Below are 13,023 nucleotides of genomic sequence, written 5' to 3' on the forward strand. Positions count from 1 at the left end.
AAAAGAAAATGTATGTTAAGTGGATGATGAACACGCCAATACAACATCAAAGCCATGCGATGCCCACGCCCACACCTTGAAGCCCACTTCAATGTTCATCACTTTTTCATTACAAGTGTGCGGAATTTCCGTGGGTGATGTCGCCGTGCTTGGCTTGGTATCACTCACGGCGTAATGAAAGACTGACCCTTGCTCTACAGTCACATGCACTTGCTTTGTGCCATCGGACAATAGCTGTGGGTCGCTTGTTAAAGTAATTTTTGTTGCCATTAGTTCACCAGTGCTCTTAATGTGTAAGTTAATTGCTCATCTAGCGTATCAATCGAGATCACTTCAAAACGCAGGCCGATAGGAAGTAAAACCCCATCGCCTGCATTCAGTAGCGCTAAATCAATCCCCAAGCCCTTGGCATTTTCAATGATGATCTGTACTCCATCTGCACCATGTAAGAGCCACGGCGCTGTAAGGTCCATCGTTGAGCCTACACTTAAGCCCACTACCGCAGTCAGTGGCACAGATGACACCACTGTTTGCGTTGTTGTGGCTGCTACAGCTTGAATAGCTGCCATATCATCTATGAGCCAACGCTTCAGTACATCATCAGCCAATCCGCTTGTTTGAGCGTTTAAATAATTGGTCAACGCCGTGTCATTGCCTTGCACATAATCAATGAACGTTTTGATCGCACTTGGTTTAATCTTTGGATCCAATGGAATCACGGTATCAAATACGGTTTGGAATAGATCACGGCTTTGCTCATTCATCGGCGCTAATAGGCTTGTCAGCTTGCTTGATGCAGTCCATTCGGCACGAATCAGCTCTTTTTGCTCAAGCAAATAGGCTTTATCTAAAACTGATTCATTGATCTTTTGATCGACCAAGGCTTCAAACTCACCAAATTGCAGAGGATGTGAACTCCAATTCAGGTTGGCAGCTACATCAGGTAATTGGTCATCCGGTGTAATACCGTATTTAAGCGCCTGTTTCTCTGTCAGTGCACGTACAACACAGCGACAGCGGAACGCTAATGGCGGGTAATGTGTAAGCCAAAACGGATGATCAATCGGCAGTACAATGCGGTCTAGCTTCAAATGATCTGGACGCACCCGACTGTCGTTGATTGCGCTATACATCAAATAGCCACGTTTATCTTTATTGCGCTGCTGTTGTTGCCAACGCCCAAAGCCATAAGCATTTTGAATATTGGTACGAAAGACATTATCAAGATAATGCTCAGGCAAGATGATATTGCGCTCAGCAACTAAATCTTTAAAGTCTTTGAACGTACCGCCGTTGGCCATGGTTTTATTGACCGACTGAATCACACTCTCGATCTGCTCTAAGCTCGATAGAAAGCTCACTGTCGTCGCCATCTGCCGTGTTTTTAGATCAAGCGCATAGAAGTCATCAGGCAATAAAATCTTACGATCATGCACATACTGTAGCGCTTCAAGAAAGGTGACGGGTTGCATCTCTAACCACCACTACTTGCAATCACACCAAATACACTAGCTGCATATAACGCTTCATCTAACTGCGCATTAAATTGCTGCTTTGTTGCATTTGGAATCATGTGCATTAAATTATTCGCTAATTCTTCAGGACTCTCAGACTTAAAAATCAATTCTTTCATCTGCTGATTATCCAGCAACTTAAAGCTTTGACTGTCTGCCAGTTCGTCAATTTCGGCTTGGTCTTTATCCACTTTGTTGGGCTTAGCTGAAAAGCGAAAGGCTTGCTGCGGTAGCGCCGTGAATTGTGTGGTACCCAAAACCTGAGGTTCTTTTAAATCACCATCAGTTAAACCATATTCACGCTGAAAATACTGATTAGAAAACTCAGCACCTGCTTGTTTAAGCTTTGCATCACGCTCAGCTTTCGGCATTTCAAGTGATTTTTCTTCACCAATAATAATTGTGTGACGCTGCCAACCATTCACATCACATAGAGCATTCACAATAGCTTGGATTGTTGGCAAGATCATGCGCACATCAGCTTTAAACTTATCGTTTTGCACCTCAAGATGCACATCACCCAAAGCCCGACTACCCGCACCATCTGTACCACTGGTGAGTGTTTGCCCTAAAACGACCTTTTGAACACGGCGTTCTAGGTTTTTATCAAAATCCTCAAACGTCTGTGATGCATTACCATTAGTGCCCGATGCATTTACCTCAACACTATCTGATGACTGAATTGCAATAACAGCGCTTGAGTGTGCACGCAACAAAGCATCACGCATGGCTTCATTTTGTCCCGTTGCTGATTTACCAATTAACATCGGCATACCAAACTTTTCAACAAACTTAGCCCAAAACTTAAAGCCTGATGTTTTAAAGAACCACACCCAATACAAACGACTCAATAGCGCTTCACCCAGTGGATTTTCATACGATGATTTGCAGCGTGTTAAAAAGTGTTTGTACTGTTGATCAGCAAGCATATCTCGCTTTGATGCATTGTGATTAGCTAAGAGCTTTAAACGCCCATCGCTTTGCGGTCGATACCACTGCATTGGCTTCACACCAATCCAACTAAAGCCGTTAAATGGCGTGATGGTATCCCCATCAATATGCAGCAATGGTTTATCAGCCTCGTTGTAAACCGCCTCTAAGACCGAATAACCATACCAACGTGCATTTTGAGCACCTAACACAATCTCAGACCACCATTCTTTTAAATGGGCCTGCAAGATCAAGGTTTCAGGTCGATCAGGATAGGTTGCTTCTAAACGCCACGGCGCTGATTCAAGTCGATCTTGACGCTTTTCAATACATTGATAAATCTCATCGTCATACATCATTACACTGAGTCGATGACGAGTAATCCCTGCTTTACGCAAGACTTCATCACCATCGGACATCTGTGTTAAGTATTTAATTAAGGCGCTTTCAGCTTCATGGAAGCTAAAACCACCCGATACAGGCGCTTGATTCTTGCCTTTACCTTTTTTAGCCATATCAAAACCTATGAAGCTGGTGGACTGTAGTTCATCATGATTTTTGCTTCAGCAACCGCATCAGCAAGTGGGTCGAATTGGTCATCATGGTCGTGTGTCATATCCGCAGTTAATCCCTCAATTTCATCAAAGAATGGTTGTAACCACGGCGCACTCACAGGAACCATGACAAAGCGATTGTCGGGCTGCTGCTCGTAGTTGTTTTCAATATGTGGGGTGACATCCATCCAACGTGTTAATTTGTCGATATTGCGCTGAATTGGCAGTACAGGTATCTCGGTTTCACTTGCGAGTGTTTGAATTAACTGTGTACCAGATGCCTTATCCTCCACTTTTAAGTAACGAATTGGTTTAGATCGCCAATCGTAAGCCTTATGCTTATTCAAAAATGCCTTGGCTTGACGATTTAACTCAGGCGCTTCCCATTTACCACGCAAAATATCAATGATGTAGAGCTTTTGATCAACACCAAAACCCACCAAGATAAACACTGACCAGTCGTTGTGCTCTTTGGTTTTTTGCGCCGTGTCGGCAAATACCGCACGCCACTGCATTTCAGGTAATTCGTGATAACGCCCAAACCATTCAGATTTCACCAAGTCGCCGCCAAGTTTTTTCGGCTGCTGTTGGTACTGACTACTGAATGTGTAACGCGATACGGTTGCCCCATCTTTATCTTGACCACCTTGCTCGAGCTGCAACAATGATTGAAGCGACTCTTTTAAGGGCCAATAACTTTGACGGCCTTTGGCATCACGCTCAACGTCACGAGGTACAAGCTTCTGAATATGCTCAGGCAGCGTGGCAATGTAATCATCATCAATCAACGCAGGGACCACAATTTGTGTCCATTCGCCCGGTACGTTACCCGTCATCACAAAGTTAGTCGGGTCTTCAACATGCAATCGCTGCATAATTAAGATAATCGGTGTATCAGAACGTGCTTTACGTGAGTTGACCGTGTTTAGAATCTTACGATTGGCTTTCTTACGTGCTGTGGAGCTAAAAGCATCTTCGGGCTTTAATGGGTCGTCAAGTGTAATTGCACCAGTAAATCCAGCATCAGCCAAAGTACCTGCACGGCGACCCGTGACCTGACCACCCATAGACGCAGAGTAAACATGCCCTGCATCGTAACCATCTACAGTGGTTTTCCAGCTCGATTTAGCATCGGTACTGGTTGAAATCTTCACAGACCATAACTGCTGAAAATCCTCAGACTTCACAATATTTCGTGCTGTAGCAGACACATCTTCAACCAAGGATTGCGAGAATGATAAGTACAAGAAGCGTGAACGTGGGTTTTTAGCAATACCGCGTGCAATCAAGTTGGTCAGCAGCTCAGTTTTACCCGAACCCGGTGGAACATTGATAACTAGGTTTTTAATACGCCCAGCAATGACTTCATCAATCGCCCAAGCGATATAAGCATGATGCCAATTAACTGAGAACTTAAAACCCATACGCGGCTTAAAGAAAGCACGTGTAAAAAATAGATGCTCATCCTCACACTTAACACGTTTTGCTTTAATTTTTACAGGGTCAGTATTCACTCTCGAGTTCATTCATTGCCTGCCTTACTTGTTCATCTGTGGCAGTCACATAAGTGACACTCTCACTCTGTAATGGGCCACCGTCCTTGCCAGTAATTTCTTGCTTGTTGGTGTATTGATTCCCAACTTCTTTAGCTGCCTGCTCAAGAAACTTAGGTGTAAAGACTGGGTTATCGCCAAATTTATCAACTAAGCTTTGTAGCTTCTGCAGTCGATAGCGTTTATTCGCAATTGGGATCGCTTCAATTTCGTCATTGGCAGCACGGCGGTATTTATAAAATAGGTCTTTAAGTTCTTGGCTTAAATCATGGCCCATCTTCTTAGTTGGGTCGTAGCATTCACACTGCTGCTGACTAACATCTACATTAAAAATATCTTTGACCGCTTTAGCTGTGTCGGTTGTGGTTTCAAACTCAGCAAGCATTTTGACGATGAAGATTTTCACCTTTTTATTAATACGTGCCATTTCTACCATTCCCACAAGGTACAACAAGGAAGAATGGCAAAAAAATATTTAAACCACTCTTAAATAACAAGTTCCGCAAGCATGATAGATATCAGACTTTGCCACTTCAGGACGTTGATTTGCAGCTTCAACCATTTTTTTAACATCCTCACTGGCACCATAACGACGGACAACACCAATAAATTCTTCGACATCATGACCATGAATTTTGAGCTTAGGTAAGCCTGTAGATTGACTGAATTTTGGTGTACCCCATTCATCCTTTTCTTGGGCAATGTGATACAACTCATGTTCGATCAAAGCGCAAAAATCAACATCATTGGCTTGTGAGCAGTAATAGGCATCTAATGTGATTAGATATTCAGGCTGAGTTCCAAACCACTGTTCGTACTGAACTTCCTGTCTGCGCTTTTTCCATCCACCGACATTGATCATGACTTTTTCAGCTTGACCAATCACCATACGACCTTTTTGTTCAAAGCCACCTGCAGCCCACATCACGGCGATTTTTGGATATTGATAATCTATTAAATGTTTATGATCTTCGTTAAATAGCGGGCTATCAGGATCTAAAAAGGTCTGTTTAATCCAATTCCATAATTCAGGGCAAGGCACAAAATCAGGTCCATCCAATTCGAACATTTCTTGTGGTGGGTATGGTCGAACTGGTATGGCTTGCTCGACTTCATTCATAAATTTCACCCATTAGAAAACCCGCACTAGGCGGGTTCTTATTTCAATACCAGTTAAGCATGAAGCATTCTCTCTGCACTCGCAGCCAAAAATGCTGAGCGTGATTTAAAACGTGCATCTTTCTTCACTCGATCGTCAATTAAATGAATTAAGCGGCTTGGTAAAGTGACATTTACTTTTTCAGCTTTACCTAGATAGCGACTTACATCGACATCAACGACCGCCCAAACCATGCCTTTATATTCTTCACTATCGAAGAACTTAGCTGCTTCCGATGCTAAAGGAATATCTTCACCATCTTCAGCTAGGATCTCTAAATGTCCAGCGATTGCCTCTTTAACATTTTCAAGTGCTTCTTCAAAAGTATCCCCTGCAGAGAAACACCCTTGAATATCAGGGACAATCACACCGAAGGCTTCATTATCCGAGCCTCTCTCTACTGCGATTGGATATAACATTTGCCCACTCCAAAAAAGGTTAAATTTATCTGGAATTGCGGCGGGTCACTTGAGACCCGCTTGCTTCAGAATGCTATTCACAGTGCCAGGTGGTAAATCCTTTTTAGGATGAGGAATCGTAACCAACCCCTTCTTAGTAGGATGTTTGAAATGATGATGATCACCCTTACATCTAACTTGATACCAACCGTCTGCTTCAATCATCTTGATTAAATCCAGACTTTTCATTCAACCCCCCATATTAACATTATGGAGCAATTATAACCCTAGAGTTATATTAAAACAATAACCCCAGAGTTATATTTTTCTTAATCATGTATATAACGCCATACGCAAATTCTTAATACGCTCTTTCAGCTTAATCATGATGCCGTCAATTGCCAGCAGCTCATTTCGTGTCAATCCTGAACGGCTGAGATTCTGATACTTAGACAGCTCAGCACTGCAAAATTCTAAATCTTGTTTGGCTTGTACTTTGTCTGTCATGGGTACCACCAACCAGAAAAGAAAAACCCCGCCATGGAGCCCCGATATTGCTTTCAAGGCCATTTCTCGGCATAGGCTGGTAAACCAACCTAAATTCTTAAAACACAAATTATTTGTTAAATCGATTTAAACAATAGTTATAGTTAGCTTCTCTACTTACATGACTACCCGCTTTAATGCATGAGCAAAAGTTAGCCATATCGCCAACTTTTACTGACTTTGGAACATCAATACCGTAACACTTTGAATCAAGCATAAGGGGCTTGCGGACAATTAAAGAGTTACCGCTGTTTATGGAGTAGTAAATTCCCCCAGCAACAACAGCAATTAAAATGATTATTGGGTAGTTTCCTTTAAACATTGTTATTTTCTTATGATCGAAGGTAATTGAATTTAATAGCTAAGAATCATACTACCAGCATTAAAAAAAGCCCACCGTTTGGTGAGCTTCTTACTGTGCAACTTACATACTTCGTGCACTATAGCTGAAATATGCCATATCCCTTGTACAAGGTCAATCAGCAAATACTTTCAGTGACAATTATAATTTTACTTTTTAAAGCTAATATCTATTGTTGAGAATACTTGCATGAAGACACCTATCAATAGCGCATAAATCATTAAAACTAAAATCATAAACAACCACTTAGGCGTCTTTGAATGATTAGTCGAAAAAATATTCATACTATAAAGACTGGAAAATAAATAACAGCAAATTAGACCAAAGTTAAAAATTATCAGGATCGACAATGCTATCGAATCATTCCAGCTTAAGTATTCTTTAATATTCTGTGCTTTTGGATAAAAAACTACAAAAACCACCAACCCAATGACAGCAAATACAACCATCCCAACGATTGATAATTTTTTTGTTCCTTTATCAATAAAAGGTAAAATAGCAAATATACTGAAAATGTAAATTAATATTAGAATCACATCTACATAATAAATATTCGCAAAACTTTTAGCTATCACTCGAGAAATAATGACACACATTATACCTAATGCTAAAAGTGTTGATTGATTTAGTGTGAACTTCAATACTTCATCTTTAGAATTAAATATCTGAGGATCTAGAGTCGATTGACCATATGTAAATCGAGCAATCTTTTCTTGTAGCTCCTTTAAAACTGCAGATTTTATCTCATAAATTCGACCATCATTTATCCATAGATTTTTATCAAAGATCTCCAATATTTCTGCATGATCCCGATCACTTAAATTCAGCATCATCACCAATTCGGCTCTTAACGTGGAAACCTTAGAGATATAACAGCACTTACCATCCAACTCTGATAAGTCTTTAAGCCAAGGTTTTATAATGGATACAGAATTATTCTCTGATAAGTTCTTTAATTGATCGACACTCATAGGATTGACTCAAAAATTTTTTAAAAAATACATTTATTTTTAATGAGTTACAATCAAGAAACACATTGAACAAAAACAAAAAATAAACAATACCCATACTTATCATTTACAAATTAAATGATAGTATCGGCACATAATTTTTATTTTTAATATGCGCTGACTTTTCGAAGTCGGCGCTTTTTTTCGTTTACAATTCTTTAGATTTTTTTTTGCTAATATTCAATAAAACCATACCGACTATGCAATGCAGCCAAACCACACTTCACATCTGAACGTGCATCATTTTGGCTGCGATTCTCAGTCACCATCTGCGACCATGAGTTGCCATAAAAATAACGACTAATCACCGCATCTATCCAATCGTCCAAAATTTCCGACTGGCCCTGTACATCCAAAATGAGCTTCTGCACGGCGCGAGCTTCGTTATCATCAATTTGGCAAACAATGCTCGAGCGATTACGTTTTGGTTTATCTTCACTGGTAAAGTAGTTCGCAATAATTTGACTCTTCTCAGCTTCAGTCAGCTTCTTCTGCTGCTTACGCTTCACCACAGCCTGATCCATAGCAACTGCAATTGGATTTACACTACGGCCACACGTACCTGATACGCTATTCATCCATGCCCCAAACTGATACAGCCATTCCTCTAAATTAAAACGTGACCAATTTACTGCTTGTAAAATATGTTGCTGTTGTACTGCTGCATTCATAATGATTTATCCTGGCTTAAACCTAAAAATTTCTCTATCCAACGAAACGCATACCCAGATTTAACCTGACTCGTTTCAAAGCGAATGATCTGGTACCCCAATGCGGTTGCCTCGTTGTACTTTTCCATATCACCCATGTATCCCTTACCGCGTGTATGTCTACCCTCACTCCATACACCACCTTCAACCTCAATCAGCAGCTGCCGTCCTACGATGTGAAAATCAGCTCTCCAACGCCGTGTACTATGAAATCTAAACTCTCGTTCAAACGGCACATTAAGCGCCTGCAACTGCATGGCCAAGATTCCCTCTGCGCTTTCGTGTTTTTTCCTTGTAGGTTTTGCTGCTTGAGTACGTGGCTTGGTCTTGGTGAGCTTGCGGCATAGTTTCTTGTATTCTGCCACCGACATTCTGTTAGTCATTGGCCATCCACCTAAACCGCATTTCAAAATTCTTATTTACCGGTCCAACATACGGTGCCCAATCGAAGGAATACCAGTAATACCATTGACCGCCCTCATTTTTCCACCAAGTGCCATCCTCTTCCTGATACTGCGCGTCATGTGGTGTCATGTTTCACCTCAAACAGCTGTTTCGCCTTGTTTGTAGGCTTAAATCCTTGGGGCGCACAGCGATCACCAATCAGATAGCCATGAACTGCTAAGCGGTATAAACAACGCTGAGCATCACGTTTGGTTTTAAACATGGGTTCAATATCTGCCACTGCCAAACGTCCGGTTTTTTGTATGGCCAACTTTAAAACTCGGGTAAAAACTTCGCCGTGCTGGATGAAAGAGCTCATACTTCACCACCAAACCAATCAATAAGTGATTTGATACGTTTAATTGTGAGCAGACCATCGTAGTCAAAATTGTGAACACAAATTAAATCAGAACAAGTCTCTTCTTCATCAGCACAAAGAAACACCATCTCATTACGTGTACCAACGCAGATCGCTTTTAGATAACGATCTCGCCCTAAATCACAGCGCATCGTATTACCCAATGTGAATAATGCTGAGTGCTTAAAAAAACCTATTTTTTCAAGATCATCGTTAGTCAAAGCTGCTTGAGGTTTTTCGGGATATAGTTCTTCAATCTCCGCCTGTTGAGCGCGCAGTACAAATAATGGAAATTGCCATTTATGCATACACAGATTGTTTTTTCATAGGGTTCATCACACTGCTCATAATTTCGAGCAAACCATTGCTTGTCACTTTCTGAATGCTTGTTATAAAAATCACAGCACAGCTGCACAAATTTAGCTTTCTCACTCATACCGCCACCTGTTTTAATTCTTTTTCCAAATCTACCAACATCACAACAGTGGTCGGATCGCATTTTTTAAACTGACGATCATCTTCGTCGTACCAAAAAAGACCGCAATCAGGGGATGAATGTCCATAAGCCTTGCACTCAGGCAAATAGCAGTTCGCACCGATTGAGCTTGTAAATGCTCTGCTTACAATGATTTCAGCGTTACCTTGGCCGCCGACTTTTTGAATTAAATTCATGCCATCACCTCACACACGTTTAGCCGCACTACGGATTTTCATCAGTAGATCAGGTGGACAAGGCATCCCAGAACGCTGTTCTTTTGCGCTGTACGGTATTTTTTTAACCTTGGGTACCACATACATCACCTGATCACGATCTTGCTCCTGTGCACGCTTTAGGTAGTCGTTGTAGATATCCCGAAACGCGTAACGCGCTTTTGCCTGCCCTTCCACTTCGATGATATGTTTCACCTCATCCAAAGTCCGTTTGGCCAAAGTGGTAATCGGTTGCTTGGGATCAGCAAGGAAACTCAGTGATTTTGCCCAAGCTTGATCAGCTGTCCACCACGTAAGATCCTCGACACACCACTTGCGAAATCTTGGCAACGATGGGCAAAACTCTTCCGATCGCATACGTTCAAGACCACGGCGCAGCTGCTTGGGTGTGATTCCCTCGAGTGCTTCACAAACTTGGCCACGAAGTTCATCAGGTTCGATATGGCCAAACTTCTTGTCGAACTCTGCCCCGTACAAGAGCTCAAGCTTTGCAAGCACTTGGTCTGCGATTTCAATCGGGAAATTGACCTGCAGTGCGGATTGAAATTGTTGTAAATCAAACATGAGTTACCTCTCCCTGAATATCTCGCATTGGGTTGTCTTGAGTTTGGCCAAGTTTGCCAAAGCGTCTTGTTTTCGGTGCTTGTGGTTTTTGAGTGGCGTGTTTTGGTTTCGCTTCGCCTGTTGGCAAGACGAGTTTGTCTAGCCAGTTCATCCAAGTGGTCATCCACTTTTGCGCTGAACGAGCATCTGCGGTCAAAGACCAACGACCCAGTTTTTTGAGTTCGGTTTGAATTTGTTCTTCGGTTAGATTTGGAAAACTCGATTTTGCCTGAGCCATGAAATCAGATGAAACTGGATACACGGTGGTGAGTTCTTTCAAAGTTCGTTTTTGAAAATCCGAGTTGTGGTATTCGGTGAACTGCAAAAGTGAACACGGCGATGGTTGAAAACTCGCGCGCGCTTCTTCCTCTTTATTTCTATAATCTCTATTAATATCTATTGTGTCTTTCCCTAGTAAAGTAGTTTCACTTTCCGTAGTAAAGTGGTCTGCTTTCCCTAGTAAAGTACTTTCCTTAGGACTAGGGTTAGGTAAAGCACTTTCCCTAGTAAAGTGATCTACCAAAGATACCTCATGGATTTGGTAACTTTTCACACCTTGTTTACCTGATGCAATCACCGAAATGACACCCAATTCGATAAGTTCTTTAATGCCATTTGAGACCGTTTTGGAGCTCAATTTACGTGATCCTGGTAAGTCACCACCCTGCAATTGTGAGTAGCTGACAAAATCAGATTTCTTGTTATGTCCGGTAATACGATTTTCTAACTCGGTATAGACGTTACGCGCCGCATCGCTTAAAAATGGATACACCTCTTTTCTATACAAACGACTAGACATTACGAAGCCTTGTTCTAGATCTTCGGACATAGTTGTTGCCTTTTTAGGAAATTTGACTAACTTTCCTTGTTCTTTGTCTATTTCTTGTGCTAAATTCGATTTCATATTCTGTACCTTGCAGTATATGAATATAAAAAGCCTGACAATGCCTACCCCTGTCAGGCTTTTTTCATATCCACGATTTGTGTATTGGCCAAGTCTGTCTCGATGTTACCCACCAAGCCCAAACTCTCCCTTTTCAGCCTGTTTTTATTTGCTCGCTCTAGCATTAAGCTAACTTCATGGAATTCACCCATGATTGCTTTTTCTAAGAGGATGACAGCCTGATGTCCGTATTCTTTTCCATGAACGTCCGCGATTAAGCGTAAACGCTCCATCATGTCTGGCAGCATTTTTAACCGGAGGTCTTCTTTTTCGAGGCTCATGGGGTTTTCTATGCTGTGCAAGCTTTTTTAATTGGCTCTCTTCCAGCAGCCAAATCTTTAATCTGATATTCACGAGCTAATGGAATTTTGTCTTGGGGCCACTGGTATACAGCAGCAGGTTTGATTCCAAGTAACTCAGCCAACTGAACACCATTAACTTGTAATAAGTTCAATGCTTCCTGTTTAGTCATTCTTAACCCTAAAAATAAGATTTCTTATTATTTAATCAAAGAAAACTTATTTTAGCAATATGTAAGATAACTTATATGGAAAAACAGACTATTGGTCAGCGCATCCGTGCGCTTCGACGTGCAAAAAAAATGACTCAAGCCCAACTTGCAAAAGTAGCTGGAGTAAGTTCCCCTGCGGTTACGGAGTGGGAAAAGGATAGCTATTTGCCTAAAGCAGCATCTCTAGATGCTATGGCCAACCTTTTTCAGGTAACTACAGAATATTTATTAACAGGCGAAGGTAAAGTAGAGCCTGAAAATAAAATCATTTCTAACGTAGCTAAAGTTAATGCACGGATGGCACCTGTTCTTTCTTGGGTACAAGCTGGTAATTGGACCAATATTGAATCAGTAAATTTAGATGGAATTGATGAATGGTTACCTTTACCTGAGGATGAATGCTCTAACTGTTTCTTTTTGAAAGTTCAAGGTTTAAGTAATTTTCCTGATTTTTTAGAGGGTGATTATATTGTTGTGGATCCAGATGTTTATTTTGGGGATATGCAATCTGGCGACATGATTGTCGTACGCCGTGGAGATGATGCTACTTTTAAAAAATTAGTAATAGAAACCGATGGTACTAAGTATTTGCAGGCTCTAAATCCTGAATTTAAGCCAAATATCTTAGCTATAGATGAACAGTGCATGTTCATTGGACAAGTCGTTGATTGTGTAAGGTACATTTATAAAGCAAAACGACGTAAGAAATCCTCATAAG

At 41.3% G+C, this 13,023-nt stretch carries 20 protein-coding genes; 1 reads left to right on the plus strand and 19 read right to left on the minus strand.

From position 1 onward, the window contains the following. Window positions 1-15: 15 nt before the first annotated feature. From AC5YCI_RS00430 to AC5YCI_RS00520, 19 genes are all read right to left on the minus strand, one after another. Window positions 16-270: a hypothetical protein gene (locus AC5YCI_RS00430; RefSeq protein WP_496175083.1), complete on the minus strand. Its 255-nt coding sequence runs from the start codon at window positions 268-270 to the stop codon at window positions 16-18. Next, on the minus strand, window positions 270-1,472 hold the full coding sequence (locus tag AC5YCI_RS00435; protein WP_496175084.1) for a phage head morphogenesis protein: 1,203 nt from the start codon (window positions 1,470-1,472) through the stop codon (window positions 270-272). The genes AC5YCI_RS00430 and AC5YCI_RS00435 overlap by 1 nt, the downstream gene beginning before the upstream one ends. 2 nt (window positions 1,473-1,474) lie before the next feature. After that, a complete protein-coding gene (locus tag AC5YCI_RS00440) occupies window positions 1,475-2,959 on the minus strand; it encodes a phage portal protein family protein (RefSeq protein ID WP_496175085.1) in 1,485 nt (494 codons plus the stop codon). Between the two features lie 8 nt (window positions 2,960-2,967). Further along, window positions 2,968-4,524, minus strand: a complete 1,557-nt coding sequence (terL, locus tag AC5YCI_RS00445; protein WP_496175086.1) for a phage terminase large subunit — start codon at window positions 4,522-4,524, stop codon at window positions 2,968-2,970. Continuing rightward, window positions 4,502-4,978 carry a DUF2280 domain-containing protein gene (locus tag AC5YCI_RS00450; protein WP_496175087.1) on the minus strand — a complete coding sequence of 159 codons (477 nt, stop codon included), beginning with the start codon at window positions 4,976-4,978 and terminating at the stop codon, window positions 4,502-4,504. Before AC5YCI_RS00450 ends, terL begins: the two co-directional genes overlap by 23 nt. A gap of 48 nt (window positions 4,979-5,026) precedes the next feature. Further along, window positions 5,027-5,671 (minus strand): putative metallopeptidase, encoded by a 645-nt coding sequence (locus tag AC5YCI_RS00455; protein ID WP_496175088.1) that lies wholly within the window; start codon window positions 5,669-5,671, stop codon window positions 5,027-5,029. Between the two features lie 53 nt (window positions 5,672-5,724). Next, the gene (locus tag AC5YCI_RS00460; protein WP_496175089.1) at window positions 5,725-6,129 is read right to left on the minus strand and encodes a type II toxin-antitoxin system HicB family antitoxin; all 405 of its coding nucleotides are present in this window, start codon (window positions 6,127-6,129) and stop codon (window positions 5,725-5,727) included. Window positions 6,130-6,174: 45 nt separating this feature from the next. Then, a complete protein-coding gene (locus AC5YCI_RS00465) occupies window positions 6,175-6,357 on the minus strand; it encodes a type II toxin-antitoxin system HicA family toxin (protein WP_026441143.1) in 183 nt (60 codons plus the stop codon). Between the two features lie 84 nt (window positions 6,358-6,441). Then, window positions 6,442-6,615, minus strand: a complete 174-nt coding sequence (locus AC5YCI_RS00470; RefSeq protein ID WP_496175090.1) for a hypothetical protein — start codon at window positions 6,613-6,615, stop codon at window positions 6,442-6,444. 549 nt (window positions 6,616-7,164) lie between these two features. After that, window positions 7,165-7,986, minus strand: coding sequence for a hypothetical protein (locus tag AC5YCI_RS00475; protein WP_496175091.1), 822 nt, complete (start codon window positions 7,984-7,986; stop codon window positions 7,165-7,167). A gap of 212 nt (window positions 7,987-8,198) precedes the next feature. Next, window positions 8,199-8,696, minus strand: coding sequence for a hypothetical protein (locus AC5YCI_RS00480; protein ID WP_496175092.1), 498 nt, complete (start codon window positions 8,694-8,696; stop codon window positions 8,199-8,201). Then, on the minus strand, window positions 8,693-9,118 hold the full coding sequence (locus AC5YCI_RS00485; protein WP_496175093.1) for a DUF559 domain-containing protein: 426 nt from the start codon (window positions 9,116-9,118) through the stop codon (window positions 8,693-8,695). Before AC5YCI_RS00485 ends, AC5YCI_RS00480 begins: the two co-directional genes overlap by 4 nt. 137 nt (window positions 9,119-9,255) lie before the next feature. Continuing rightward, complete coding sequence (locus tag AC5YCI_RS00490; protein WP_496175094.1) at window positions 9,256-9,498, minus strand: hypothetical protein; 243 nt, start codon at window positions 9,496-9,498, stop codon at window positions 9,256-9,258. Continuing rightward, on the minus strand, window positions 9,495-9,845 hold the full coding sequence (locus tag AC5YCI_RS00495) for a hypothetical protein (RefSeq protein ID WP_496175095.1): 351 nt from the start codon (window positions 9,843-9,845) through the stop codon (window positions 9,495-9,497). The genes AC5YCI_RS00490 and AC5YCI_RS00495 overlap by 4 nt, the downstream gene beginning before the upstream one ends. Window positions 9,846-9,969: 124 nt before the next feature. Continuing rightward, complete coding sequence (locus AC5YCI_RS00500) at window positions 9,970-10,209, minus strand: hypothetical protein (RefSeq protein WP_168402500.1); 240 nt, start codon at window positions 10,207-10,209, stop codon at window positions 9,970-9,972. A 9-nt stretch (window positions 10,210-10,218) separates the two neighbouring features. Beyond that, entirely contained in the window at window positions 10,219-10,812 is a 594-nt protein-coding gene (locus tag AC5YCI_RS00505; RefSeq protein ID WP_496175096.1) for a restriction endonuclease, read from the minus strand. After that, window positions 10,805-11,755, minus strand: a complete 951-nt coding sequence (locus AC5YCI_RS00510; RefSeq protein WP_496175097.1) for a hypothetical protein — start codon at window positions 11,753-11,755, stop codon at window positions 10,805-10,807. Before AC5YCI_RS00510 ends, AC5YCI_RS00505 begins: the two co-directional genes overlap by 8 nt. Before the next feature lie 53 nt (window positions 11,756-11,808). Then, the gene (locus tag AC5YCI_RS00515; protein ID WP_122897795.1) at window positions 11,809-12,075 is read right to left on the minus strand and encodes a hypothetical protein; all 267 of its coding nucleotides are present in this window, start codon (window positions 12,073-12,075) and stop codon (window positions 11,809-11,811) included. A gap of 8 nt (window positions 12,076-12,083) precedes the next feature. Then, entirely contained in the window at window positions 12,084-12,266 is a 183-nt protein-coding gene (locus AC5YCI_RS00520; RefSeq protein WP_496175098.1) for a Cro/CI family transcriptional regulator, read from the minus strand. A gap of 75 nt (window positions 12,267-12,341) precedes the next feature. Here AC5YCI_RS00520 and AC5YCI_RS00525 point away from each other — a divergent pair, with 75 nt between their 5' ends. After that, window positions 12,342-13,022 (plus strand): LexA family protein, encoded by a 681-nt coding sequence (locus AC5YCI_RS00525; RefSeq protein WP_496175099.1) that lies wholly within the window; start codon window positions 12,342-12,344, stop codon window positions 13,020-13,022. Window position 13,023: the final 1 nt, after the last annotated feature.

The organism is Acinetobacter sp. CY17 (assembly GCF_059515825.1).